Annotated in this window: 18 protein-coding genes; 11 read left to right on the top strand and 7 right to left on the bottom strand. The window is 47.3% G+C overall.

All coding sequences use genetic code 11. The features are described from left to right. Nucleotides 1-82: 82 nt before the first annotated feature. On the bottom strand, nucleotides 83-2,176 hold the full coding sequence (locus tag sps_RS20435; RefSeq protein ID WP_077754191.1) for a TonB-dependent siderophore receptor: 2,094 nt from the start codon (nucleotides 2,174-2,176) through the stop codon (nucleotides 83-85). 395 nt (nucleotides 2,177-2,571) lie between these two features. Here sps_RS20435 and sps_RS20430 point away from each other — a divergent pair, with 395 nt between their 5' ends. Then, nucleotides 2,572-3,900: a D-serine ammonia-lyase gene (locus sps_RS20430; protein WP_077754190.1), complete on the top strand. Its 1,329-nt coding sequence runs from the start codon at nucleotides 2,572-2,574 to the stop codon at nucleotides 3,898-3,900. Nucleotides 3,901-3,917: 17 nt separating this feature from the next. Here sps_RS20430 and sps_RS20425 read toward each other — a convergent pair whose 3' ends face one another. Continuing rightward, nucleotides 3,918-4,676, bottom strand: a complete 759-nt coding sequence (locus sps_RS20425) for a substrate-binding periplasmic protein (RefSeq protein WP_077754189.1) — start codon at nucleotides 4,674-4,676, stop codon at nucleotides 3,918-3,920. A gap of 305 nt (nucleotides 4,677-4,981) precedes the next feature. On the opposite strand from sps_RS20425, the gene sps_RS20420 reads away from it, so the two are divergent. Beyond that, nucleotides 4,982-5,683, top strand: coding sequence for a pseudouridine synthase (locus tag sps_RS20420; protein ID WP_077755786.1), 702 nt, complete (start codon nucleotides 4,982-4,984; stop codon nucleotides 5,681-5,683). Here the strand turns inward: sps_RS20420 and sps_RS20415 are convergent. After that, nucleotides 5,680-7,071 carry a DUF3300 domain-containing protein gene (locus sps_RS20415; RefSeq protein WP_418346678.1) on the bottom strand — a complete coding sequence of 464 codons (1,392 nt, stop codon included), beginning with the start codon at nucleotides 7,069-7,071 and terminating at the stop codon, nucleotides 5,680-5,682. The two genes, sps_RS20420 and sps_RS20415, sit on opposite strands and share 4 nt — an antisense overlap. A gap of 98 nt (nucleotides 7,072-7,169) precedes the next feature. On the opposite strand from sps_RS20415, the gene sps_RS20410 reads away from it, so the two are divergent. Next, nucleotides 7,170-7,580, top strand: coding sequence for an MmcQ/YjbR family DNA-binding protein (locus tag sps_RS20410; protein WP_077754188.1), 411 nt, complete (start codon nucleotides 7,170-7,172; stop codon nucleotides 7,578-7,580). A gap of 71 nt (nucleotides 7,581-7,651) precedes the next feature. On the opposite strand, the gene sps_RS20405 is transcribed toward sps_RS20410, so the two are convergent. Both sps_RS20405 and sps_RS20400 read right to left on the bottom strand, forming a co-directional pair. Next, nucleotides 7,652-8,767, bottom strand: coding sequence for a metallophosphoesterase (locus tag sps_RS20405; protein WP_077754187.1), 1,116 nt, complete (start codon nucleotides 8,765-8,767; stop codon nucleotides 7,652-7,654). 318 nt (nucleotides 8,768-9,085) lie between these two features. Beyond that, nucleotides 9,086-11,671: an Ig-like domain-containing protein gene (locus sps_RS20400; RefSeq protein WP_077754186.1), complete on the bottom strand. Its 2,586-nt coding sequence runs from the start codon at nucleotides 11,669-11,671 to the stop codon at nucleotides 9,086-9,088. 238 nt (nucleotides 11,672-11,909) lie between these two features. Here sps_RS20400 and sps_RS20395 point away from each other — a divergent pair, with 238 nt between their 5' ends. Together sps_RS20395 and sps_RS20390 are read left to right on the top strand one after the other, a co-directional pair. Further along, the gene (locus sps_RS20395) at nucleotides 11,910-12,290 is read left to right on the top strand and encodes an MBL fold metallo-hydrolase (RefSeq protein WP_077754185.1); all 381 of its coding nucleotides are present in this window, start codon (nucleotides 11,910-11,912) and stop codon (nucleotides 12,288-12,290) included. 35 nt (nucleotides 12,291-12,325) lie between these two features. Next, a complete protein-coding gene (locus sps_RS20390; protein WP_077754184.1) occupies nucleotides 12,326-13,306 on the top strand; it encodes a transposase in 981 nt (326 codons plus the stop codon). A 593-nt stretch (nucleotides 13,307-13,899) separates the two neighbouring features. Here sps_RS20390 and ettA read toward each other — a convergent pair. Continuing rightward, nucleotides 13,900-15,564 carry an energy-dependent translational throttle protein EttA gene (gene ettA, locus sps_RS20385; RefSeq protein WP_077754183.1) on the bottom strand — a complete coding sequence of 555 codons (1,665 nt, stop codon included), beginning with the start codon at nucleotides 15,562-15,564 and terminating at the stop codon, nucleotides 13,900-13,902. Between the two features lie 189 nt (nucleotides 15,565-15,753). Here ettA and sps_RS20380 point away from each other — a divergent pair, with 189 nt between their 5' ends. From sps_RS20380 to sps_RS20365, 4 genes are all read left to right on the top strand, one after another. Next, nucleotides 15,754-17,055, top strand: a complete 1,302-nt coding sequence (locus tag sps_RS20380) for a DUF5690 family protein (RefSeq protein ID WP_077754182.1) — start codon at nucleotides 15,754-15,756, stop codon at nucleotides 17,053-17,055. A 62-nt stretch (nucleotides 17,056-17,117) separates the two neighbouring features. Beyond that, nucleotides 17,118-17,927 carry a phosphonoacetaldehyde hydrolase gene (gene phnX / locus sps_RS20375; RefSeq protein WP_077754181.1) on the top strand — a complete coding sequence of 270 codons (810 nt, stop codon included), beginning with the start codon at nucleotides 17,118-17,120 and terminating at the stop codon, nucleotides 17,925-17,927. Next, the gene (locus sps_RS20370) at nucleotides 17,928-19,316 is read left to right on the top strand and encodes an FAD-dependent oxidoreductase (RefSeq protein WP_077754180.1); all 1,389 of its coding nucleotides are present in this window, start codon (nucleotides 17,928-17,930) and stop codon (nucleotides 19,314-19,316) included. Nucleotides 19,317-19,486: 170 nt separating this feature from the next. Next, nucleotides 19,487-20,185: a UTRA domain-containing protein gene (locus sps_RS20365; RefSeq protein WP_077754179.1), complete on the top strand. Its 699-nt coding sequence runs from the start codon at nucleotides 19,487-19,489 to the stop codon at nucleotides 20,183-20,185. A gap of 93 nt (nucleotides 20,186-20,278) precedes the next feature. On the opposite strand, the gene phnW is transcribed toward sps_RS20365, so the two are convergent. Further along, nucleotides 20,279-21,400, bottom strand: a complete 1,122-nt coding sequence (phnW, locus tag sps_RS20360; RefSeq protein WP_077754178.1) for a 2-aminoethylphosphonate--pyruvate transaminase — start codon at nucleotides 21,398-21,400, stop codon at nucleotides 20,279-20,281. A 222-nt stretch (nucleotides 21,401-21,622) separates the two neighbouring features. Here phnW and sps_RS20355 point away from each other — a divergent pair, with 222 nt between their 5' ends. Further along, complete coding sequence (locus tag sps_RS20355; RefSeq protein WP_077754177.1) at nucleotides 21,623-24,412, top strand: TonB-dependent receptor; 2,790 nt, start codon at nucleotides 21,623-21,625, stop codon at nucleotides 24,410-24,412. A gap of 559 nt (nucleotides 24,413-24,971) precedes the next feature. Beyond that, complete coding sequence (gene glyA, locus sps_RS20350; protein WP_077754176.1) at nucleotides 24,972-26,228, top strand: serine hydroxymethyltransferase; 1,257 nt, start codon at nucleotides 24,972-24,974, stop codon at nucleotides 26,226-26,228. Nucleotides 26,229-26,306: the final 78 nt, after the last annotated feature.

The raw sequence follows: 26,306 nt of genomic DNA, 5'->3' as shown, positions 1-26,306 counted from the left end.
TGTGACGTTTCAATCAACATATGGCCCGCAAGAGCAGACCATTGCTGTTTAATTTTAAGCTATGTGATGACTTGTCATTTGGTTAGATCTTATAACTAACCCCAAACTTCAGGCTTCTTGGTTTGCCGACATTCACTTCACCGTTTTCGCCGCCACCTAAGTAATCGGTATCGAACAGATTCTCGACCTTGAGTCTTAGCTGCAGGTCATTGCCGGCTACTGGCAATATGTAGCTGATGCCTGTGTCGATACGGGTGTAGGCGGATTTTTCGAAGGTGTTATCGGCATCGCCGAAACGGGCTCCTTCGTAGAAGGCACCTAAGTTGAAGGCGGCGCGATCTGTTATCGAGTATTTGGCCCAGATAGAGGCCGTCCACTCGGGGACATCTTCGGGGCGGTTGCCCTGAAACTCATTTTGGGTCTCATATTCTGCATCAAGATACATGAGTGAGGTGATCAATGATAAGTCATCGTTGATCTGGCCGATAGCGCCTAATTCGAAGCCCTTGTGACGCTGCACGCCGCCTTGAGTGGTGATAGGGTCGTCGGGTGTACCTTGGTTGACTATGATGTTGCTGCGCTTGATGTCAAATAGCGCGGCGTTAAGACGCAGCCTACCCGAGAGCAGCTCCCACTTAGTACCAAGCTCATACATCTCGCCCTTGATTGGGTCGAGTTCGGTGCCGAAGTTACCATCTTCATCATCCAGCACTCGGCCCTGTGGCTCGAAACTCTCACTGTAATTAGCGTAGACAGAAGCATAATCTGTAGGGTGGTAGATGACCCCAAGTTTTGGTAGCACAGACTGACTATCTGCATCGGTTTTTTCCTGCTTGTCGTAACGCACACCTAGGAGTAGCTGCCATTGCTCGTTGAAAGTGATAAGGTCTTGGGCGAATATGCCATAGTACTTGTAATGCTCTGTTTCTGACTTGCCGTTGGCGTAGTCCAGATCGGGCTGAGGCACTATGATGCCAGTATCGATATTGCCAGAGTCCATCTTACCTTTGACTTTCAGTGAGCTGTACTCGTGCTTGAGATAGTTACCACCGAACAACAGGTCGTGTTGCAGGCCGCCAACTTCAACTGTGCCGACTAAGTCAAAATAGAAGGATTGCTGCTTCCAATCTTCCAGCTTGTTATAGGGTTTGTTCTTGTAGCTTCCGGTATCAGGGTCATAACTGCCTGTTTGGGGCTTGCTTTCCCAGCGCTCACGCTCGTTATGTTGCTTGTTATAGCCCGCATCTATATTCCAGTCGTTAGTTAACTGGTAACTGATATCGGCGCCATAATTCTCGCTTTGTGCATCTATTTGGGTCCAGGGCATGTCCCAAATGGTGTCATTACCGCCGATGACATTGCCTTGGTCATCGACAAGAGAACCGCTGTCCTGGCCTGCCACTTCATTTGATGTGTCATAGTGTAGTGACACCGTGAGGTCATCGCCGATATCGAAGTCTGTCATCAGGCTGCCCACAAAGAAATCACTCTCCTGTACGCTGCCATCTTGGTATTCGCGCCTGTTCTTATTGTCTTGTTTCTCGACAATAGCGCGGTAGCGTATCGTTTCTGCTTCATTTAAGCTGCCGCCGGCATCGAGCATGCCTCGCAAGGAACCATTGTCATCACCTTTAACGCCAACTTCTAAAAATGAATCATAGGTGGGTTTCTTGGTGACCAGATTGACTAAGCCGCCGGGCGTAGACTGACCGTAAAGTAGACTAGAGGGGCCTTTGAGAATTTCGATATTATCTACTAGCGCCATAGGTAAACGGTACTTAGAGAAATGCTGGTGGCCATCTTTAAGCAGGTTAGTGCTCTCATCTAAGCTAAAACCTCGTAGGCTAAACCTCTCTCTGTCGGTAGTGACTCGGCCGATGGATACACTGGCGTCATTCCTTAGTGCATCGCCTAGGGTCAAGATCATCTGGTCATCCATGACCTCTGTTGGGATCACCGTCACCGATTGAGGGGTGTCAAGCAGAGACACATCTGAGCGCATGGCGGCATGAGCCTGATCTGTTTTGTAATGCAACTGGCGACCAACAACTGTGATCACTTCAATATCTTGAGTGGCGCTCTGGAGAGAAATATCATTGGTTTGAGAAGCTGCAAATGCACTCGAGTGAAGAATAACAGCGATAACGGCAGAGATTAGTTTAACTTGGGTCTTCATAGAGTAAACCTAAATGACTCAAAGTGTGCGGTGCTTTTCCTTAAGCATTTGGGATTAATATGTGATGGCCGTATCAAGTTTTACGCGCAGTAATGAGATGTTTATGTGATTGTAAGATTGATTTTGCGGATGTTAATGCTAATCAGTCTCACTATCAAGTCCTGCAGTGTAAAGATGCAACTTGTTTGAAGGTTATTGATTGAGTTGTGAAATGTGTCACAAGTGTTTCATCTCTCGCTTACCGTTCTAGGCTGTATCATCAGTGGTTGTTTCAACTCGAGTGACGGCGAGTTGAATGAACACTCATCATGATATTAAGTTAACTTGCCGCGCTTAGATAAGCCTGTTATTTATAATTCTCAGAAATAGCGTTTATTGTTTATATAGAGTCGATTATGAATAAGTTACAAGTTGAACTTCTGGTCAATCAATTTCCTCTACTGGCTGATTTGATCAGTCTTAAACCTTTGAGCTGGTTTAATCCTGAAATCACTAGTTTCGAAGAGGCTTTGCCCTATGTGGGGTTAACGGCGGCCGATGTGAAGCTGGCCAGTGAGCGCTTGCTGCGATTTGCGTCTTTTATCGAGCGTGTCTTTCCTGAGACCCAAATCAGCGCCGGCATCATAGAGTCACCACTTCAGGCAATACCTGAGATGAAGGCCGCCTTGAGCGTTCGTTATCAGACTCAACTGCCTGGTGACTTGATGGTGAAACTCGACTCTCAACTACCTATCTCCGGATCGATTAAGGCAAGGGGCGGCATTCATGAGGTGTTGCACCATGCGGAAAGCTTGGCCCTCGAGGCTGGAATACTCAAGCTAGATGATGACTACGCCAAGCTGGACTCAGATGAATTCAGAGACTTCTTCGGCCAATATAAGATAGCGGTGGGCTCCACCGGAAACCTGGGTCTGTCTATAGGTATCATGAGTGCGACCTTAGGATTAAAAGTGAGCGTACATATGTCTGCCGATGCTCGTCAGTGGAAGAAAGATCGTTTGCGCAGCCATGGGGTCAAAGTGGTTGAGTATGCGTCTGACTACAGTGTGGCGGTCGAACGAGGTAGGGAAGAAGCACTAAAAGATCCTTACTGCCACTTTGTCGATGATGAAAACTCTACCTCATTGTTTCTGGGTTATGCCGTGGCAGCCGATCGCCTCAAGAAACAGTTTGATGAACAAGGGGTTTTAGTCGATGAGGCTCACCCTCTGTTTGTTTATCTGCCTTGTGGTGTGGGTGGCGGTCCGGGGGGCGTTGCCTTTGGCCTCAAACTGGCGTTTGGCGATCATGTGCATTGTATCTTTGCCGAGCCAACGCACTCTCCCTGTATGCTTATGGGCGTACATACCGGGCTTCATGATGAGATATCGGTGCAAGAGCTGGGGATAGACAATATCACCGCCGCCGATGGTCTGGCGGTTGGGCGAGCGTCAGGTTTTGTGGGAAAGGCTATGGCGCGGATGATCGATGGCTATATCACGATCACAGATGATGAGATGTATGGGCTATTAGGCCTGCTTTACGATTCTCAATCGATTAAGCTTGAGCCATCGGCGCTAGCGGGCATGCCGGGGATGGTACAGGTGATGCGCAATCGTGACTACCTGAGCCGAATTGGACTCGAAGACAAGCTGGAAGATGCGACTCATTTGGTGTGGGCCACGGGTGGCGGTATGGTGCCTGATGATGAAATGGAGGCATACCTCCAGCGTGCCAAAGAGTAAGAGATATAGCTGGCGGATTAAAACAGTCTGAGAGGGGGCTCTAGCTTATAATTTTGATAAATCTGAGCAACCCTACCCGATTGAAACATATCAAGCAGTACCCGACTTAATTCAGAGCTGACCTTAGTGTTAGCTGATTGCTTAGATAGGCCGTAAAAAATACCGATATTTTGCTTAAATTTATAATCGGCGTAGGCGTAATCAGTAAAGTGTATCTGCTTGAAGGCTGATTCGATGGAGTCCTTGTCGAGTACAATCATGACGTCGAAGCGATGGGCCGCAAACATGCTGGACATGTTTCTGTCATCGAGCAGTAATTTTTTATCTAGTTTTTGGTCATCATCGAACCTGGAAAAATAAGCGGTATCGCGTTTAATGCCTATTTCAAAGTTATACAAGTCATCGTAGTCATTAATCAGCTTCTCTTTGCCTTTTCTGACGAGAAAGACGATATCTTTTTGCCTGTGTCCAATAGGGCCGAGAAAATCGATAAATGCCTCTCGTTCTTTGGTTTTTATTACTCTCGGGACCAGATCGACCTTGCCATTTTCTAGTCCCTTTAAACTACGGGCGAAAGGGGCGATACGCCATTCTATCTTGTAGCCAATCATGTTGGCAGCCTCATCCAACACATCTTTCAATGGTCCCGTTGCCCGATTATCTTCAATTATCATCTCAGGGGGTCTATGTCTGATATCTGCGTGTAGCAGCCAGTTTTTCGCAGAGACGAGTGTGGAGCTACTTAAGAGTATTAAACAGCATATAAATCTGATCATTGTGTCTCCGAAAACCCATGAAAAGAGAATTGTCACAGTAAGTTGCGACTGAAAGAAGATAATAGCGAATCAAGGTGTGGAGAAGATACCGTAGATTGGATATTAGCGCATACTTAATTGGCATATGTTCTAGCTATACTGTTCAGTTAATGTCATGACTACCCCCTAAAAGTATAAATATACTGTTAGCTCTTCTATATGCTTGGTAAATGCTCAAGTTGTGGATAATTAATGCACAAGCTTGATCCTGGTCGATGAATAGCGATAATGATGCACCTTGTGTCAGCTTAAAAACGTTACCGAAAATGCGCCTCGACAAATTCCTCTGCAAGAGTACAGATAATACCCGTGCCGAATCAATAGGCTTAATTGAGTCTGGGCAGGTGCGGGTTAACGGACTCGTTATTGTCACGCCTCAGACACAAGTGCATGAGAACAACAGCATCATGTTAGCCGGGCATCGTCTGGTTGCCAGGCCTTCGCGTTATATCATGTTGCATAAGCCACTCGATACTCTGTGTTCCAACGTCGATGGCGACTATCCTTCGGTAATGAATTACATCAATGTGGACAGAGCCGAGGATCTGCATATCACTGGCAGGCTAGATGCCGATACTACCGGCCTCTTGTTGCTCACTGATGATGGCCGTTGGTCGTTTAACATCATCAACCCTAAATTCCACTGTGAGAAAACCTATCGGGTGACGCTGCGGGATCCGATAGACAAGGGGGACATAGATGAATTGGTGTCTCGTTTTGAACTGGGGTTACAGCTACAGGGAGAAAAGTCCTTAACGCTACCGGCTAAGCTCGAGGTTATTACTCCCCATCAGGTGTTGTTAACTCTCAGCGAGGGACGCTATCACCAGGTAAAACGTATGTTCTTTACTGTGGGAAATCGTGTGGTCGGTTTACATAGACAGCAAGTGGGTGAACTGAGCCTAGACGTAGAGCTCAGTGAGTGGCGATATCTGACAGCTGATGAGATCAGTGCCTTTAACTGCTAATCTCTCAGTTTAGAGCGGCTATTACCTTTTTGATTATGATTCTTTTGATTACTACTTCTTTGATGCTGCGCCTTAGAATGTGTCTGGCCACTGGTCTTTATATGACCTGGGCTTCTCATTTGAGCCGAGTGACTCGGTTGCCTTGTTGCCTGCGTCCTGACTTGCTGGCTTTTCACATTCGATGCCTTGCTTTGCTGCGCCTGTCTGTATTGTGATGGTTTAGTTGATGACTGCTTAAACTTTTGCTGGGTTTGAATATGGCGCTTCTGGTTATTTACCTTGTGCTTATTCACTGAGCGGTCACCGACCTGCACATTTCTCTTGTGGTGCATCTGGTTGGAAAATTTCTGCTCCCTTTGTTTAGCCACTTGTTTATTGTAATGACTTAAATTACTCGTGTGGCTAGGTTTTCTATTGAGTTTGGCCTGTGTATTGGTATGAACCTTGTTATGAGTGTTGGCACGTGAAACGGTACTGTACTGAGCTTTGCGAACTTGCTTAGTATGTAAGGAACTCGGGCGATGGCTCTTGTATCTATGTTTCACAGCAGGGCTGCGATAGGCGACGCCGCGACGATGCACAGGTTTATGATGCCATCTCTGTGCACCATGGCTGGTTACTATACGGCCATGGTGACGATAGTGACGGGCATTGTTATGGTGAACGACAACCACATGACGCTTGTTCCAATGAAAGGCGCTGAAGTAGTAATTAAAAGAGATATGAACGCCACGGTGCCAGTAAAAATGTCCATAAGGTGGGCGTACATAATAAGGGTAGGGTGCCCAATATATCGGCGGGTAGTTATACCAAGCCCAATGACCGTAGACGACTCTCGGATCATAATAAGGGACATAGACTATCTCTTTTTGAACCGGCTCTATGATAATCTGATTTTCGACCCGGCTGACTGCCATATTTTCCATTTCGGCTAAGCTATCGGCTTTATCGGCCTGATGTCTTAGTATCTGAATGCTAGCGAGCATCCTCTCTTCGTCTTGCAAAAAAGCATCGCCCAAGTCTTGTGTCCACTTTAAGTCTTCACTGAGCTTGTCGAGCACGGTAGGGAAGGCAAGCAGGGCGGTAACACTGGGATCCCACTCTTCATCTTCGGCCTTCTCCATTAGCTGCTCTGTGGGGAGGAGTTTGTTTTTCCCCTGTAAGCGCTTAGCCTGAACGATTTCCAGTGGGTAGGTCGATGCGATAAGGATATGAGTCAACAGGCTATCCGGATACAGGGCGATAGGCGCGAGCATCTGCGCCAGCTCGGCTTCACTAAAACGGGTCTCAGCTTGTGCTTTTGAAAGGGGGACAAATAGTGTAAGAGTGAGGATCATACACAGGGCCATGATCCCCCCAGTTCGATTCTGTCGAGTGTGCATCTTCATATCGTCTCCAAACACTTATTTTTGATTGTGTATCGATTATAAAGAGGCGAAGATGAACGTAAGCTGAAAGTGATTTTTGTACCATGGGATGGGCCTAAATGGATTTTGAAACTGCAAAAAAATACCTGTTAAACAAACCTGAAACTGTATTGGACTTCCCCTTCGGTGCCGATGTCTATGTGTTCAAGGTCAAAGGAAAAATGTTCGCTACTTTGGCCATAGGCAAGATGGGTAAAGGTGATGGCTCTAATAATGACTCTAGTAATGAGCCAGGCAATAAGCATTGGTGGATGAACCTCAAGTGTGACCCCGATGAAGCGGCTATTTTGCGGGATATATTCCCTTCGGTTATACCTGGCTATCACATGAACAAGGCGCTGTGGAATACCATTATTCTCGATGGCTCAATCCCCCGAGGGGAGCTCGAGCGGATGATCGATAACTCATTTCAGCTGGTGGTGGCTAAGATGACTAAGAAGATGCAGACTTCAATATTACTTCATTTTTAACTCTGGGTTGGGGAGTATGAGCCTGCATCTTGCGAGCTCATGGTATGTAGGCCCCTTATTATGTAGGCTCCTTATAGAGTCACACGACTACCATCGTATAGACCACGGGTTAAAGTGTCTTGGCCTTCATTTGGTGTGATTAACAACAGCTCACCTGACTCGCCATTCTTGATGCTCGAATCGACCGCTAAGACCTTGTTGTTAAACAGACCTAAAACCTGAGTTTGTGATGTGTGGCCGACGACGATATGTTTCACATCGAAATAGGCAAGCACTCGGTCGATCTCATCCTCGTTATAATCATCTTCAAAGTAGCCTCTGAACCAGGTTGGACCGTTGCCTAAAAACAAAAAGTTCAGTAGGTCATCACTTTTTAACTCTGGCTTACTCTTATCTATATTGTCGCGATACACTTGGTTAGCTTTATCTAAGGTGAGTTTTCTGTCGACCCATTCACCGCTGATCCCGCCATGAAGAAACAAGCTGTCGTTGATTTTTACTATGGTGTGCTTACTACGCAGCCACTGGCCGATTTCGCTGCTATCGTCATAGAGCTCATCGTAGTTACGTTGCAGTAGTTTCTCAGCAACTTTATAGCGCTCGTTTACATAGCGTAAGTCACCACGCATTACCATCTGCTCATGGTTACCCATCAGCAGATGTAGCTTGCCGCCAGCATCTTGGGCCTGTTTATCTAATTTATACATAAACCAGAGCACTTCGTTGACTTGATGGCCTCGGTCGAACATATCGCCGGTCATGACCATATGACCGTTGCCGAAGGCCCAGTCATTGTTTTTATCGACAATGTTCTGGTTTTTAAGCAGGGTAATAAGCACATCAAACTGGCCATGGATATCACTTAGAGCGACAATCTTGCTGACACCGGTATATGCGTTGGCTGCAATCTCTTTAGCTTTTGGGTTGAGTGTTGGCTCGGGTAACTGACCACAGCTGTTCGGGCGACTCAGTTGGCTGTTAGTAACGGGGGTCGTTAATAACTTATTGGCACAGATCCAATATGCCATGTGTGCTTTTTCATTTTTACTCTGATCGAACAGGTAAGGGCCATCGAAGATGGCACCTTGCATTTGTGATGGTTTATCTTTTTTTTCACTTGTATCAGCAAAGCTTATCTGACTAGAAAGCAGCAAGGTTAATGCGGCTAAAGTTAAGATTTTATTCAATGGACTCTCACTCTTATTTTTCTTATTTGATGTTTAGTGTCTATTTACAGCCAAGCAAGATACTAGCATTATCTTTAACAGGGCATCTAGGCATGAAGAGGCCAAACATAGAGAAGAGATATAGAAGGGATAGAGAATAGATATAGAATAGAGATAGAAATGAGATAGAAATGAGATTACTGATTTTTGGTTTGTCATATATTAATAATCAGGATTGTTTTTTGTGCGTGGATAGGCCTGATTAAATAGCCAGTCTGCAACTTTCCCCGTTACAGACTGACCGTTTTACGTCCCAGAATCTATTTTATCGCTGAATTATTAATTCTCCGCGTTCATGGCATCTATTTTATCGCCTATGGGACCTGAGAAATTATAGCCATCAAACTTATCCCAGTTGATTGACCAGGTCATTACACCGCCAAAATTGGGAAAGTGTTGACTCGGTACTACGCTGCTACAAGCGACGCCCTTGGTGATACAGTCCAGTGCATCTATGATGTTTTGTGTCGGCGCTTGTCCTGAGTTAGCCGAAGCTGGGCCGGACGGTAAACCTATGGCAACCTGATCGTCCCTTAATGGCAAGAATTGAGAACCATCAGCAAGCTCGAACCCTTCAACTAACATCTTGACCGAAGCCACCATCATGTCTACTGAGCCTTCAGGTGCTGCGCCGTTGGTGTACGGGTTAGAGAGTCCACCATTGTTATAGAGCTGAACATGGAGCAGGTCTAAGGTATCTCTTAACTCATTAATGAGTGGGATATAAGCGCCCCAAATTCCTGAGTAGGCAACCATACCACCCTGAACATAGGGATGCTCGGGTGCCATAGTGAGATACATATCACCGCCCATATTGGTTTCAATCTGCTTCAGCGCCCTTGGTAATCTGGCCTGGATCTGGGTGCCGTGGAGCAGGTTAGAACCACTCTCGAGATCGATATCTAAACCATCGAATCCCCATTCGGCAATAATCGCAGTCAGACTGGACACAAAGTTAGCTTCATCAGAATCGGTATTGAGGGTAATATTCCCTTCAGCGCCACCTAAAGAGAGCACGATTATCTTACCTTGCGCCTGAAGCGCCGCCATATCCTGCTTAAATTCACTGGCATCAAGCGCAGGACAACTAGAGTGAATATCGCCGCTGTACAGATTAAAGTGCACTGTGCCGTTGGAGTTTCTATCGTTATCGGCAAAGGCGATATCGATAACATCCCATTTCGATGAGATCTCTTTGAGTGGCATAGGGCAGCCTGCCGGGTTAACAAAATCGTGCCAGTAGCCGATCAACTTATGAGTCTGACCCACAGGGGCACTGACGACATTGATGCTGAGTGCCGGGCTGGTGACATTGTTACCTTGAGAGTCTGTGGCCTTGGCAGTAATGGTGTAATTGCCAATTGAGCCCGGCGTCCAGCTTGCAGTGTAAGGCTCGCTGCTATCACTGGAAAGTGCTGCGCCGTTAACCATAAATTCGATACCTGTGATCTCCCCCACCACTGAAGAGGCGGTAGCACTCAAGTTAACTGTCTTGCCTAAGGTAACTGTACCATTAGTGTTCGTTGCGCTGATACTGGCGACAATGGGCTGGTTACTTACTGTGACTAACAAGGTGTCTTCGGCCGTATTCGCTTCGTTGTCTGTGGCAACTGCCTTGAGTTGAATGTCACCTGTGTTTGTTGCTGTCCAGCTGGTCGAGTAGGGAGCGGTTGAATCGATACCTAGACTCACTCCAGCAGCAAAGAACTCTACCTGTGTCACATTGCCATCACTATCGCTGGCATCGACCTTGAAATCGACACTGGTATTGGCCAGTACCACTGTATTGCCCGCAGGTGAAGTGATAGTCACTTCAGGGACAATGGCACAGACACCGAGATCGCTCCAGGCATCACTCCAGTGATTACCGACACCTGGCTCATAGGCCCAAGCGGCATTAGATGAACACCAACCAGCCACATCACAACGATACTTATGATTGATGTTTTCGACTTCATTACCGCTCTGATAGCTAGTGCCCGCGACAAATGCAGGCACGCCAGCACAGCCACCACCCACTTGACCGCTACTTATATTGAGTTGAACAGCTGGGCTGAATGTTACTGCGCCGTCATTGTCAGTGGCCTTGATCTTGAAGCTGTGGAGTCCTTCAGTTGCGGTCCAACTATGTTCAAATGGTGCGCTGGCAATAGTTGCAAGTAGGGCATCGTCCAGATAAAAATCGACCTGTGTGATCGCGCCGTCACTGTCTGAGGCATCTGCGGTTAATAGAGTAATATCACCGGCGGTTATTTGCGAATCGGCTGTGGGACTGGTTTGTGTGGCACTTGGCGGAATATTGCCGCCCACTGAGGCGACACTGATATTGACGATGGCGGACGCACTGGCACCAAGATTGTCTGTGGCTATGGTTTTAATCTCATGATTGCCAATGGTCGCAGCCCAATTTTGGCTATAGGGAGTCTGGTTACTCGTGCCAATGGAGACGCCATCTACCAAATACTCGACACTGACAATTGTGCCGTCGCTGTCATTGGCATTAACGTTAATGACAGCGTTGTCATTCTCGCTGAAAGAAGCGTTATTTAAGGGGGAGGTAAGTGCTACCTGAGGCGGAGTGTTTGTAGGGCCGCCATCACAAGTACCTAAACTGCTCCATTCTTGATAGGGGCCGGAACGTGTTTCAGGGTCGTTGCCCTTGGTCCACCAATTTGCCGCATAGGCGATATCCAGATGTTGAACTTGAGCGTCGCCATTATAGGCCTGATCGCCACTCCAAAGGACTAAGCTATTACAATCTACTGCCTGGCTGATGCCGGGAAGTAACAAGCTCGATGCGATTATACTGCGATATAGAAGGGGTTTTAGGCGAAAAGCGCCCAGGGGTGATATGTGGTTTTTCATAATGCATTCCTGATGTTGTTTTTGTTTTCATCACGAAATGTAGCCAAAGGCCAACAGCCATGTCGTATGCGTTACTCTGATTATTTATCCAACTGTCCGTTTATTCTTATTTCGAAGTGATAGGGTAAATTCACTTAGATGATGAGTCTTTCCTTAACTCTTAATTCAACTTAAAGTGTTTTAGGGATGAATGTAAAGTGGCTATTTACTAATCGATAGAAATAATTAAGGAAGATACATGAATAAATGTGCATATTTTTTGCTGATAATCGTTAGTTATATATTCCAGCCATTGGAGGTTCAAGCTAAGGATTTTACTCAAGTCAGTTCGCTTAAAGTCACGACGTTATCAACAATGCTTGCTAGTCGTGGCATAGGTGAGTGGGGATATGCTGCGCTGATTGAAGTTGATGGTAAGAAGATCTTGCTTGATACCGGTAACCGTCCTGAGACTGTGCTGCAAAATGCCAAAGATTTGGATGTTGATCTGTCCGATGTAGAAGATGTCATTTTAAGCCATAACCATGGCGATCACATCGGTGGGTTAATTTATCTCCCAACCAATAACAATAATAACAATAACCAAGACACCCAAGATTGTCTGATGAAGATCCCTTGACTAAGCTTACGTGAGAGCTGTTGAGGGGATTTGTTATGCCGACATCAAGAAAATCATTAGTAAGTTTGGAGGATACATTATTCTACCACTGCATATCTCGTTGTGTTAGAAAGGCTTTTTTGTGTGGAGTCGATAATTATACAGGTCAATCCTATGAGCATAGACGGGATTGGGTTGAAAGTCGCCTACTGGAACTTTCATCTGTGTTTGCCATTGATATTTGTGCTTATGTAGTCATGAGTAATCATTTACATCTCGTGTTACGTATTGATGTGGAGTTAGCTAAGCATTGGTCAGATGTAGAGGTGGTCACCCAATGGCAAAAGCTGTTTAAAGGGGATAGCCTAAATCATGATTTTGTTAAAGGTGAACCACTTGAATCCTATCAACAAAACATTATCAATAAACGAGTAAAAGAGTACCGCTTAAGGCTGATGGACATCTCTTGGTTTATGCGGGCACTCAACGAACCTATCGCTCGTAGAGCTAATGCAGAGGACAAGTGTAAAGGCCGTTTCTGGGAGGGAAGGTTTAAGTCCCAGGCTCTGCTTGATGAAGCAGCAGTACTTGCCTGTATGGCCTATGTAGATTTGAATCCTATCCGTGTCAAGATGGCCGCTACACCGGAAACCTCAGACTTCACTAGTATTCAAAAACGCATCCAAGCTGCCATGAAAGGTGAGCAGCCAACATCACTGCTGCCCTTTGTTGGTAATGAGAGCAAAGGCATAGCTAAAGGAGTCATGTTCAGCGCTAAAGATTATCTGCAACTTGTTGATGATACTGGACGAATAGTCAGAGCTGACAAGCGAGGGTATATGAGTCAAGAGTCGGCTACTATTTTAAATAGACTTAATATCCCGCAAGAAAACTGGATAAAACTGGCCACAGAGTTTACCAAGATTTTCAAAGGGCCCGTGGGTAACACTCAAGAGTTAACGGCCTATTGTGAACATCTTGAGCGCAAGCGCCGGCAAGGTGCAGCCAACTGTCATCGATGGCTAGATAGCGCTTAATCAAGAACCAGATATGCCCATTTCAAATTATTGTATTCAAGCATTACCAAATGGCTGTTTGGTTCTTCTGATGTCTTATTTTCAAAGAGATAGTCGAAATTTCACTCATAACAGAATATTTGAGTATAGGTTTGGGGTAGCAGGAGGATGGATTGATACAGCAATGAACTTATCTGGCAATCAGGCTCTAGTCGGTACAGGATATCTAACAGAGAATAATTCTGGATGTCTTGGCTATAGTATCTTGGCTATAGTAACGTCACAATCGAAGAGATAAACACTCAGGTGTGAACGCGGCTGTGACCTTCGGTTTCAAGGATGAAACCGCAGAGCGTATAGGGACATATTCACAGCGAGTCGCAGAAGTGTTTGCATTTAAGCTTGCTGCAGGCAATAAACACCAATGAAGCTTTGGTGCCAAATAACCTAACCAAATATCAAACCCGCCCAATGAACCCAATCACAAATAGATATTTAAGTAACTTGTTATCCGACAAGTAAACAACTCGATTGGTAAAAACAAAAAGCCACCCAAAAGGGTGGCTAGTTATTATGCTGAGCTACGAGCTACGAGCTACGAGCTACGAGCTACTTTAACTCATACGCTTGTACTTGAGGCGATGAGGCTCAACCACGTCAGTACCCATAGTCTCTTTCAACCAAGTAGAATACTCGGTGTAGTTACCTTCGTAGAAGTTAACCTGACCTTCGTCGCGGTAATCTAAGATATGGGTGGCGACGCGATCGAGGAACCAGCGATCGTGAGATATGACCATGGCACAACCCGGGAACTCGAGTATCGCTTCTTCCAAGGCTCGTAGGGTCTCTACATCGAGATCGTTGGTGGGCTCATCGAGTAACAAGACGTTGCCGCCTGACTGGATAAGTTTCGCCAAATGCACACGGTTACGTTCACCACCAGATAGGGTGCCGATGATCTTCTGCTGATCGCCACCACGGAAGTTGAAGCGGCCCACATAGGCGCGGCTTGGGATCTCAGTGTTGTTGATGCGCATGATGTCATGGCCGCCAGAAATCTCCTGCCATACCGTGTTCTTATCATCCATGGAGTCACGGAACTGATCTACCGAGGCAAGTTGCACACTCTCGCCAATTTCCACTGTGCCACTGTCTGGCTGCTCTGCGCCTGATATCATCTTAAACAAGGTTGATTTACCCGCACCGTTGGCGCCGATAATACCGACGATTGCGCCCTTAGGTACCGAGAAACTCAGGTTGTCGATAAGTACGCGATCGCCATAGGACTTGGTCAGGTTCTTCACTTCGATGACCTTGTCACCTAGGCGAGGTCCAGGCGGAATGAACAGCTCATTGGTCTCGTTACGCTTCTGGTAATCGTTGGTATTAAGCTCCTCAAAGCGGGCCATACGCGCCTTACCTTTAGACTGACGTCCTTTGGCACCTTGGCGCACCCATTCGAGTTCTTTTGCGATAGTCTTTTGGCGTGCACTTTGTGTCGCTGATTCTTGCTGTAGGCGGGCATCTTTTTGCTCGAGCCAAGAGGAGTAGTTACCTTCCCATGGAATACCTTCACCACGGTCAAGCTCTAAGATCCAGCCGGCAGCATTATCGAGGAAATATCTATCGTGGGTGATGGCTACAACGGTACCTGTGTAGTCTTGAAGGAAACGTTCCAGCCAGGCGACAGATTCGGCGTCCAGGTGGTTAGTTGGCTCATCGAGAAGTAGCATGTCTGGTTTTTCAAGAAGCAGACGACAGATAGCAACACGGCGACGTTCACCACCGGATAGCACTTCAATTTTCTCATCCCAATCAGGAAGACGTAGTGCATTGGCCGCACGCTCTAAGATGTTATCCAGATTATGGGCATCTTGTGAGGCGATAATGGCTTCAAGTTGACCTTGCTCTTTTGCCAGCGCATCAAAGTCAGCATCAGGCTCAGCGTATAAGGCGTAGACTTCATCTAAGCGCGTTAATGCATTTTTTGCTTCTGATACGGCTTCTTCAACCGCTTCACGTACGGTTTGTGACTCATCGAGCTTAGGCTCCTGAGGCAAATAACCAATTTTCAAGTCCTGCATTGGGCGTGCTTCGCCCTCAATCTCAGTGTCGATACCGGCCATGATGCGAAGTAGGGTGGACTTACCCGAGCCGTTGAGGCCTAAAACACCAATTTTGGCACCGGGAAAGAAGCTAAGAGAAATATCTTTAAGAATTTGCTTTTTCGGCGGCACAATCTTGCCGACCCTAAGCATGCTATATACGAACTGAGCCATAATGGTTCTCTGCGAAGCGGAAATTGCAGGCAGTGTACTAAATTGGCTCAACACTCGCCAGATGCACTGAGGTTCATGGAGAATTATTTCATCAATCGTATTGTCTTACTTCTGACATATTAGCGTCACACACTTCATTTAATCTCTAAGCATTGGACTAGACCAGTTGTCGACTACTTGGAGTGAGTTGTGTTTAAGCTAACAGAAAAATTACATCAATCTCAATTTTGGCTGATCGTGTATGCCTCCTCAGCCGCCTTTATGACCTATTTTTGTATGTACGCTTTTCGTAAACCTTTCACCGCAGCTACTTATGAGACGGTCACGGGCTGGGATTTTCAGATAGACTTTAAAGTCGCCCTAGTATTGGCTCAGGTCTTTGGCTATCTGTTATCTAAAATTATCGGCATCAAGGTGGTGTCCGAGATGAAGGCGTCCCAGCGGGCTTATTGCATCTTTGCCTTGGTGATGTTTGCTCAGCTTGCCCTGATCATTTTCCCCTTAGTGCCCGCCCCCTATAACCTTATCTTGCTCTTCCTCAACGGCTTACCTCTAGGAATGATCTGGGGTTTAGTATTTAGTTATTTAGAAGGGCGACGGGTCTCGGAGATCTTAGGCGCGGCGCTGAGTGTGACCTTTATCGTGGCCTCAGGTTGGGTTCGTACCATAGGCAAGTGGCTTATTGTCGATATGGGAGTGCCCGAACTCTGGATGCCAGCATTTACCGGAGGCATCTTTATCTTGCCCTTGTTGGTATCTGTGGTGGCCCTGAGTCAGCTTCCCCCTCCTTCGGCGGCTGATATTGCCCAGAGGCAGAAAAGATTGCCTATGAATGGTAAGGAAAGGTGGCGTTTCTTCTGCAGTTTCGCCCCTGGGATCACGTTTCTGGTACTGAGTTTTATGATGCTAACCGGCTTGAGGGATTTCAGAGATAATTTCGAAGCCGAGATCTGGACAGCATTGGGCTACGGCCAGGAGGCGAACATATTTGCCTATACGGGAATTCGTATCGCCTTCATCGTCTTGTTGGCGCTCGGAGCCATGGTGCTGATTAAGAATAATGTGAAGGCTTTCTACGCCAACCATCTGGTTATTCTGCTGGGGATCTGCTTGTTCGGCCTGTCTACCCTGATGTTTGAAGCGGGCATGATCCAAGGTAAGACCTGGATGGTGGCCTTAGGCGCTGGTGTCTATATTGCCTATATTCCCTATAACTGCTTCTTGTTCGATCGCATGATCTCCGCGCTCGGAGTGAGTGCCAACGCCGGATTTCTTATCTATATATCAGACTCGGCTGGTTACCTGGGCAGCGTGGGAATATTACTCTACCGGACCTTCGGATCACCTGAATTGAGCTGGCTGACATTTTTTATCGATACCACTTATCTGGTCGCCATCGTGGCCGGGACGCTGGTACTGGGCTCATTGGCTTATTTCTCTGGCTTGTTACGGGGACAATGTACTGTGCCAGAGCCGATTAAGACTGGCTAGCACATTTGTCTAGCAATCAGTCTCTTAAATTAAACTTTACTACTCTCAACATAGGATTTTATATGAATAAAATAGATGCAGTTATTTTGGATTGGGCTGGAACAGTCGTCGATTATGGCTCTGTTGCTCCCACGACTATTTTCGTCGAGGCCTTCTCTCAAGCCTTCGATTTCCCTATCACTCTGGCCGAGGCCAGAGTGCCCATGGGGATGGGGAAGTGGGATCACATTCGCGCCTTGGGAAAACTGGATAGCGTTAATACTCGCTGGGTGGAGCAATTCGGTCAGCCTATGAGCAATGAGAACGTGGATCTCATCTACCGGACATTTATGCCCCTGCAACAGGCTAAAGTTGTCGAACATGCCGCGCCCATAAAAGGCGCATTGACAGCCATTGCCTGGATGAAAAGCAAGGATATTAAGATTGGCAGCTGCTCAGGTTACCCCAAGGCCGTTATGGATGTGTTAGTTCCCGTTGCCGCCGATTTAGGTTATGCGCCGGATTGTGTGGTGGCCAGCGATGAACTCGCGGCCGGATCGCGTCCGGGCCCCTGGATGGCGCTGGAAAATGTCAATCGCTTAGGAATTAAATCCGTGGCGGCTTGCGTTAAGGTCGATGACTCAGTGCCCGGCATAGAAGAGGGGCTGAACGCAGGTATGTGGTCTGTCGGTATCGCTGTCACGGGGAATGGCGTAGGCATGACAGAATCCGAGTGGCAGGCCTGCGATGATCAGCAGCGTAAGCTGTTGACTGAAGCAGCCTATGACGCCTTGTATGAGGCTGGCGCTCATTATGTAGTCGATGCCTTAGCCGACATAGTGCCTGTCATGCAATTGATTAACTCCAGATTGGCGAGGGGAGAGCGACCTTAGATGAGTCATCAAGCATTCTGGTTTGATGATGCCATGACGGACGATAAGGCTTCCGCCACAGCGCTGAAGGGGAAGAACTGTTCGGATGTGGCTATCGTCGGTGGCGGGTTCACGGGGTTATGGACGGGGATTAAGCTGAAGTTAGCCCGGCCTGATTTACGGGTGACCATAGTGGAGAAAAACTTGTGTGGCAGTGGCGCCTCGGGTCGTAATGGCGGCGCCATGTTGACCTGGTCAAGTAAGTTTCCCAGCTTATGTCGTCTCTATGGTCTGGAAGAGGCTATTCGTTTAGTTAAGGCATCGGAAGCTGGCGTTGGTGAGATCAGGGATTTTTGTCTCTCTCACGGTCTCGAGGCAGATATTAGGGTCGATGGTGCATTCTATACCGCCACTAATCCGTCTCAGCTAGGCGGCATGAGCTCAATGTTACAGGCATTGAGCCGGCATGAGCTTAATTCATGGCATAGGTGTTCGCCGGAGGAACTCAAGCAGAAAACGGGTTCTGAGGTTCATCTGGAGGGACACTTCTCTGGCGCAGCCGGTAGTTTACATCCGGGAAAATTGGTAAGGGGTTTGCGACGGATCGCACTCAAACTTGGAATCGAGATCCATGAACTAAGCTCGGTTAATAGCATTGATTATGGCACGAGTAATAGACTCAATTTCGACGAGGGGGAGCTTATCTGCAAGTCATTAGTCTTGGCCACTAATGCCTGGATGCCTGAGCTGGTTCCTGAGCTTCGCCGCAGTATCATCTTAGTCTCCTCGGATATGGTGATCACCGAACCTGTGCCCGAGTCATTGGCCTCAATTGGTCTGAACCACGGAGCCGCAGTGATAGATTCGCGCACTTTTGTGCACTATTATCGCAGCACTCCCGATGGTCGACTGATGTTAGGTAAGGGAGGCAACACCTTCTCATTCGGGAATAGGGTCAGAAACTTTTTTGATGAACCGAGTGTATATTCGTCACAATTGTCCGATAAACTGGCCTGGATGTTCCCCGGTATTCGTCTGCCGCTGGCGCGCAGCTGGACCGGCGCATCGGATCGCTCTGTGACAGGCATGCCTTTCTTTGGTCATTTGACTGGCCATAATAATGTCTTCTATGGCCTAGGCTATTCGGGCAATGGCGTGGTGCAGAGTTATCTTGGGGGCGATATCTTATCTTCTCTGGTACTGGGGTTGGATAATCCATGGACGCGATCCGGCTTAGTGACTGGACCAAGGGGGTTATTCCCCGTTGAGCCGTTTCGTTATCTGGGAGCCAATTTGGTTCGTAACGCGATTCGATATCAGGAGCGCCGTCAGGATCAAGATTTATCTGTGTCAGGTTTGGTCACCGCAGTGGCTAGTCTGGCCGCTTCGGCAGGTAAGGCCGATCATTGAATCGGTACCGCATTGCCTAGGCTTGAGTCGGCTAGATATGCAGAATTGAATTTGTCTCCACAGACTTGCATAATCTACTGGTTTTTAACGAAGCGCTTATGGCGCTTCGTCTGTATCTATATGCCTACATGTTTGCAACGTGGGGCCATGACCTAAGGAGGTGACTCGCCATGCTCTTGTATCAAAAGATAGCCAAATATATTCAGGACTTGATTCAAGCCGGCAGTTTCGGTGACGGCGGCAAGCTCCCCTCAGAGCGGGAGCTGGTGGAGGTCTTTTCCTCATCGCGGATCACAGTACGTGATGCGCTCTTGAGGTTGGAGTCCGAGGGACTTATTTATCGTAGGCAACGTAAGGGCTGGTTCGTGTCTCCCAAGCGTTTGAAGTGGAACCCTGTGACTAAGGTCAATTTTTATGGGCTGGCGCGGGAGCAGGGCTTCGAACCCAAAACTCAGGTGCTGTTTATCGGGCCGTTTACTGATGATGCCGATTCGAGTATAGATAGACAGGAGTTTGGTGAACAGTCTCTGACTAAGCTGGTACGCAGCCGGTTTTTAGATGGCAGGCCTGTGATGTTGGAGGAGATCCATTTTGCTACTGAGATGTTTCCCGCCATAGAGAAAAAAGCGTTAGACGCTTCCATCACAGAGATCATGGCCAGTGACTATCACATCCATGTGAGATCTGAAACCAGCTTGGTTTCGGTGACGGCTCTGCCGGATGCCTTTGCCGATAGCCTAGAAACTGGCAATGGCGCCGCTTGCTTGAAAATTATTCGCCGCCGCTATGATGCACAGGGCGTCCTGATCGATCTTAATGTCGAGTATTGGTTACACGGTGCCATAGAGATGGTGGTGACTAGCCATTAATCTGCTATCAGACCTTAGCGCAGCAACCATAGGCAAACTATGACTCCTGCGCTAAGTTATGAGCTGAGTTCGCCTATTTATACCTTTACCTATTTAGGCATTCGCCTGTTCCGGCATACTGACTTTAATCGCTTCCAGTAGACGCTCGATATCTTCAATGAAAATATGCCCTATATTGCCGATGCGAAAACAATCAGCATTGGACACCTTGCCTGGATAGATGACGAAGCCCTGATGCTTTAAGCGCTCATAGAAATCACTGAAACAATATCCCGGATGTGTGGGGGAGTGAAACGAGCTGATGATGGGAGATTGTTGTCCGGTGGGCAGTAGTGGCTTAAAGCCCAATCTCTCCATGCCCGAGATCAGAAGTGATTGGTTTTCACGGTAACGTTTGGCTCGGGCAGGGACGCCACCTTCCTCATCCAGTTCATTTAAGGCCTGTTGAAAGGCTCTCACCGTGTGCGTTGGCGAAGTGAAACGCCATTTGCCGTTATTGTCTTCCATACAGCGCCACTGAGCATAGAGATCCAGACTCAGCGAACGGGCACGGCCTTCACAGGCTGCAAGTTGATGGGTCTTGGCTATGATAAATCCAAATCCCGGCACCCCCTGAATGCACTTGTTTGCCGAGCTTATTAAAAAGTCGACACCCAGCTCGGCGACATCCAGTGCTAGGCCACCGAAGCTGCTCATGGCATCTAGGATAAGGACTTTATTGTGTTTTTTTATAACTTTAGCTAATGCTTCGACTGGATTTAGCATGCCGGTTGTGGTTTCACAATGTACTAGAGCCACATGGGTGATGTCTGGATCCGATGATAAGACTTGCTCCAGTTCGACCGTCGTCGGCATCTGAGTCTCTATATAATTTAGGCTAGTGTTATCTATGGCCAGATAGTCGGCTATCTCAGTCATTCTGGCGCCATAGGCACCGTTATTGATGACCAGTAGTTTCTCCTCGTTGCCCAGCACTGTACCTATCACAGATTCAACACTGGCCGTTCCGCTGCCCTGCATGAGTACGCAGGTATAGTGATGTTGGTGTTTTTCTTTGGTGGCGATGGCAACCAGACGCTGACGAATATCCTGCACGACCCCGGCGTTATATTCATCATCCCAGGTACACCAATCTTTTAGCATGGTGGCTTTGACTCGATTAGAGGTGGTCAGCGGACCCGGTGTGAGTAATAGATATGCTTCATTTTGTTGCATTGTTAAGACCTGACAGACTAATAGTTATGCTTAATATAGCATCTGGTCTAGTCCACAATATTTCATTTCTGTTAAACCTGCCTTTGAGCACGAAATTTAACTTGGTCACATCCTATTTGTCACAAGGCTTAACATTTGTTTCATCTCCTTGTAAGAAATGTTGCTTAAGATTTATCTAATCCGGTTGGACTAGACCAGTAATGGTTAAAGGAAGTAATAACAATGAAGCTCAAAGCATTAGTCGTGGCCATCATCTTGTCCCATTCACCTCAGGTAGTGGCGCAAACTCATCTGGTGACGGGAACTGTAAAGGACAATCAGTCGGCTCTAGCAGGAGCGACTGTGGTGGTGCTCGGCACCGGGATCAGAGTCGTGACAGATTATAACGGTGAATTTAGCCTTAATCAGCTGGATGAAGGAGAGTATCAGTTGGAGATCTCCTATCTGGGTTATCAAAAATACCAACAGGTACTGAAGATAGACGGGGATGAACGTCTGGAGTTAGGCGAGTTAGTACTTAATCTGGACAGTAACACCTTAGAGGTCATTCAGGTGCGGGGAGCGATTCAGCGCGGTGAGATGCTGGCACTCAACACCCAGAAAAACTCCAATACCATCATCAATGTTATTTCGGCCAGTGAGATCAGTAAGTTACCCGATAGAAATGCAGCCGAAGCGGTGCAGCGCATCCCAGGTGTATCCATAGAGCGAGATCAAGGAGAGGGGCGTTTCGTTGCCGTACGCGGGCTGCCATCTCAGTGGAATAGTGCCACCATCAATGGCAATCGTATCCCCACCGCCGAAGAGGAAACCACGGGGCGCTCGACAGCATTTGATTTCTTTCCAGCGGAAATGATCGAATACATAGAGGTGACTAAGGCTCTGACTCCCGACATAGAGGGAGATGCCATAGGTGGCAGCGTCAACTTTATCACCCGTAAGGCAGCCAAGGAGCAGACCTTTAACCTCTCAGCCGGAGTTGGGCAACATGCTCAGGCCGATGACGGCCTAGATTACACTGCCAATCTGCTCTACGGCGATCGCAGTGCAGACGATAAATTTGGCTTTATCATCAATGCCAATGTTTGGTCGAGAGACTGGGCCACGGATAATTATGAGCCCAGACGAGATCAGGATGGTGGGATTTATCGACTCGAGCTGAGAGATTACACGGGCACTCGGGAGACCTATGGTCTCAATGGGGCGCTGGAGTATCTGCTCGATGATGGTCGACTCTATGCCAGCATGATTTATGGCTCCTTGATAGATGATGAATTGCATTACAAGCACAGATACCGTTTCGATAAAGACAGGGTAGAAGTGCAGCATATCAGCAATGAATTGATCACTGAAATGACGGGGTTCGAGCTTGGTGGTGAACATTTTATCGGTGAGGCATCGAGTATAGATTGGCAATTAGCCAGCTATACCAACGAGTTTCGTTATGGTGATACACCAAATGGCGATGATGCTAGTTACTTCGTGATGCGCTTCGATCAACAAGACGTAGGCTACACCGGACTGGAAGATCGCGGCGAGGGTTATAATGCCTACAACCAGATTGATGGGGGCCAAGATAGCGCCAATATGCCAGATACCCATTTGCCAGATAATTTTATCATGGACCCCACTAAGGCCATGCTGTCCTGGGTCGAGCTATATAAGGTCAATGTCAAAGAGAAGGACAAGATAGTCGCTCAGGTAAATTTCAATCAGGACATCAGCTATGAGCTGAACCTGAAACTGGGGGCTAAGTATCGCAACATGGAGCGTAATGCACGATTCTCCGATGAGTTTTACTCCTGGGATCCCAGTGCCGGTCCCGTACCGACACTGAGTGACTTTACCTTGTCACAACAGCCCGGTGGCTCCGATTATCTAGGGGCGCTTAATGGTGATTATCATGAGCAATTCTCTCCGGTGGCCTCATTGTCGGATCTGGCTAATTTTTGGACTCAGAACCGGGATAATTTTATCTTAGATGAGAGTGAGTCTCTGCTGGTCTCCAATGGCGGCGCACTGGGACGACATTTTGATGTGGATGAGACTCATATGTCTGCCTACGCTATGGCTGATTATGAACTCAGTGAACTCTGGTTCGTGATGGGGGGCTTACGTCTGACTCAGACCGAAACAGAGGTGAAGGGTTACACCTATATTGCCGATGAGGATGCCCTGATGCCTTCTAAAGGAGGGAAAGATTATTTGTCTGTGTTGCCCTCTTTGCATGTGAAATATTCGCCGGATGAGATGACCAATTATCGTCTCGCCTTGACCCGAGGCTTTAGTCGTCCCGATTTTGGCGCCTTATCTCCTGGGTCGACCTATTTTGAGGCTGACAATGAGCTTAATACCGGCAATCCGGAACTCGAACCTACCTATTCCAATAACCTGGATCTAATGGCGGAATATTATTTCGATAATGTGGGTATGCTCTCGGCGGGGCTGTTCTACAAAGATATTCAAGATCCCATTTTCGAACATACCAGTATAGGTGAATATAAGGGAAAATCAGGCGTGCTTATTAACCGTCCGGAAAACGGTGATGATGCTCGCTTGTATGGCGCGGAGTTATCCCTCAGCCAGAGCCTAGATTTTATCTCTGACTCATTGGAAAGTGTCGGCATCTTGGCCAATTATACCCTGATGGATTCAGAGATGACGGTACCGGGCCGGGAAGAGCAAACCAAGATCCCCCGTCAGGCTGATAGGTTATATAACTTGACCGTCTATTATGACGACGACACCTTTTCAATGCGGGTTGCGATGAATTATAAGGGAGAATATATCGAGTCTCACGGGAGAACAGCGGACTCGGACCGTTATTATGGTGCCTATCGAAGTCTGGATATGTCGGCCTCCTATAGCCTGAGCAAGCGTGCTTCGGTCTATTTGGAGATGAATAATTTAACCGATGAGCCGCTAACTTATTATCAAGGTTCGCCAGCCAGGGCGTTACAGGTGGAATACTACGGAGTTAGAGGCATGCTAGGTTTCAGCTACGGTTTTTAGACTCATGTTTTTAGGCTCATGTTAGTGGAGATGAATAATTTAACCTATGAGCCGCTAACCCTATGTACAAACAAGGTTCGCCAGCCAGGCCGTTACAGGTGGAATATTATGGAGTTAGAGGCATGCTAGGTTTCAGTTACGGTTTTTAGGCTCATGTTAGTGGAGGTGAATAATTTAACCTATGAGCCGCTAACCCCATGTACAAACAAGGCTCGCCAGCCAGTTACAGGTGGAATACTACGGAGTTAGAGGCATGCTAGGTTTCAGCTAGGGTTTTTAGACCTAGTTTATAAGATCAGTTTCTAGCCTCAAGTTGTAAAGCAGTCAATGGTCGGGTCTTATTGTATCGGGAGCTAGGTTCGTGTTGTTAAAAGTGACTATTTCAAGCCTGCTAGATGGCATAAACATCATACTAACATCGCTGCCTGGTGCGGGCGTAATGAGTATAACTAATGAGTAAAGCCAAGGAATTTCATGTTGTAAATGCTGGGATTGTGATCGATAGCAGAGTAGAATACCGCGCAACCCTACTTATAAGAAATGACAGCTGGAGTGACTAATGCTGAAAAAAGATATGAATATCGCGGACTTCGATCCACAACTGTTTAAAGCGATTGAAGATGAGACTCGCCGCCAGGAAGAGCATATCGAACTTATCGCTTCAGAAAACTACACCAGTCCTCGTGTTCTTGAAGCACAAGGTTCTCAGCTAACCAACAAGTACGCCGAAGGTTACCCTGGTAAGCGTTACTATGGTGGTTGTGAGTATGTAGATATCGCAGAAGACTTGGCTATCTCTCGTGCTAAAGAACTGTTTGGTGCGACTTATGCCAACGTGCAGCCACATTCTGGTTCACAGGCAAATGCTGCAGTATTTATGGCTCTGCTTCAAGGCGGCGACACAGTGCTGGGCATGAGCCTGGCTCACGGTGGTCATCTGACTCACGGTTCACACGTTAGCTTCTCCGGTAAGCTTTATAATGCGGTTCAGTACGGAATCGATGAGACTACGGGTAAGATAGATTACGCCGAAGTTGAGCGCCTTGCCATTGAGCACAAGCCTAAGATGATCATCGCAGGTTTCAGTGCTTATTCAGGCATCATCGATTGGAGCAAGTTCCGTGAGATTGCCGATAAAGTCGGTGCTTACCTGTTCGTCGATATGGCACACGTTGCCGGTCTTATCGCTGCGGGCATCTACCCGAATCCACTTCCACATGCCCACGTTGTAACTACAACGACCCATAAGACTCTAGCTGGCCCACGTGGTGGTTTGATTCTTTCGGCTATCGATGATGAAGCTATCTATAAGAAGCTAAACTCTGCGGTATTCCCAGGTGGTCAAGGTGGTCCTTTGATGCACGTTATCGCTGCTAAAGCGGTTGCATTTAAAGAAGCACTAGAGCCTGAATTCACAGTTTATCAGAAGCAAGTTGTTGTTAACGCAAAGGCTATGGCTAAAACTTTCATCGAGCGTGGCTATGATGTGGTTTCTGGTGGTACTGATAACCATCTATTCTTGCTGGACTTGATCAGCAAAGATATGACAGGTAAAGATGCCGACGCTGCACTGGGTCTTGCTAACATCACAGTGAACAAGAACTCGGTACCGAATGACCCACGCTCACCATTTGTGACTTCAGGTCTGCGTATAGGTTCTCCGGCCATCACTCGCCGTGGCTTCAAAGAAGCGCAATCGGTTGAGCTAACTAACTGGATGTGTGATGTGCTGGATGACATCACTAATGAAGGCACTATCGAACGTGTTAAAAATCAGGTTCTGGATCTGTGTGCTAAGTTCCCTGTTTACGGTTAACCTTTACGGTTAATTCAGGTAAACTTCGATGGCCGCTATTTAGCGGCCATTTTTGTTGGTGATTTCGTTAGAGTAAAA

The sequence above is a fragment of the Shewanella psychrophila genome (assembly GCF_002005305.1).
Lineage (GTDB): Bacteria > Pseudomonadota > Gammaproteobacteria > Enterobacterales > Shewanellaceae > Shewanella > Shewanella psychrophila.
The sequence above is the reverse complement of the archived record's forward strand: the minus strand, read 5'-3'. Positions and strand labels throughout refer to the sequence as shown.

Excerpts from the sequence above, each read along its gene's own strand:
- sps_RS20435 (WP_077754191.1), bottom strand. The coding sequence starts at position 2,176 with ATGAAGACCCAAGTTAAACTAATCTCTGCCGTTATCGCTGTTATTCTT.
- sps_RS20430 (WP_077754190.1), top strand. The coding sequence starts at position 2,572 with ATGAATAAGTTACAAGTTGAACTTCTGGTCAATCAATTTCCTCTACTG.
- sps_RS20425 (WP_077754189.1), bottom strand. The coding sequence starts at position 4,676 with ATGATCAGATTTATATGCTGTTTAATACTCTTAAGTAGCTCCACACTC.
- sps_RS20420 (WP_077755786.1), top strand. The coding sequence starts at position 4,982 with ATGCGCCTCGACAAATTCCTCTGCAAGAGTACAGATAATACCCGTGCC.
- sps_RS20415 (WP_418346678.1), bottom strand. The coding sequence starts at position 7,071 with ATGAAGATGCACACTCGACAGAATCGAACTGGGGGGATCATGGCCCTG.
- sps_RS20410 (WP_077754188.1), top strand. The coding sequence starts at position 7,170 with ATGGATTTTGAAACTGCAAAAAAATACCTGTTAAACAAACCTGAAACT.
- sps_RS20400 (WP_077754186.1), bottom strand. The coding sequence starts at position 11,671 with ATGAAAAACCACATATCACCCCTGGGCGCTTTTCGCCTAAAACCCCTT.
- sps_RS20395 (WP_077754185.1), top strand. The coding sequence starts at position 11,910 with ATGAATAAATGTGCATATTTTTTGCTGATAATCGTTAGTTATATATTC.
- sps_RS20390 (WP_077754184.1), top strand. The coding sequence starts at position 12,326 with ATGCCGACATCAAGAAAATCATTAGTAAGTTTGGAGGATACATTATTC.
- ettA (WP_077754183.1), bottom strand. The coding sequence starts at position 15,564 with ATGGCTCAGTTCGTATATAGCATGCTTAGGGTCGGCAAGATTGTGCCG.
- phnX (WP_077754181.1), top strand. The coding sequence starts at position 17,118 with ATGAATAAAATAGATGCAGTTATTTTGGATTGGGCTGGAACAGTCGTC.
- sps_RS20370 (WP_077754180.1), top strand. The coding sequence starts at position 17,928 with ATGAGTCATCAAGCATTCTGGTTTGATGATGCCATGACGGACGATAAG.
- sps_RS20365 (WP_077754179.1), top strand. The coding sequence starts at position 19,487 with ATGCTCTTGTATCAAAAGATAGCCAAATATATTCAGGACTTGATTCAA.
- phnW (WP_077754178.1), bottom strand. The coding sequence starts at position 21,400 with ATGCAACAAAATGAAGCATATCTATTACTCACACCGGGTCCGCTGACC.
- sps_RS20355 (WP_077754177.1), top strand. The coding sequence starts at position 21,623 with ATGAAGCTCAAAGCATTAGTCGTGGCCATCATCTTGTCCCATTCACCT.
- glyA (WP_077754176.1), top strand. The coding sequence starts at position 24,972 with ATGCTGAAAAAAGATATGAATATCGCGGACTTCGATCCACAACTGTTT.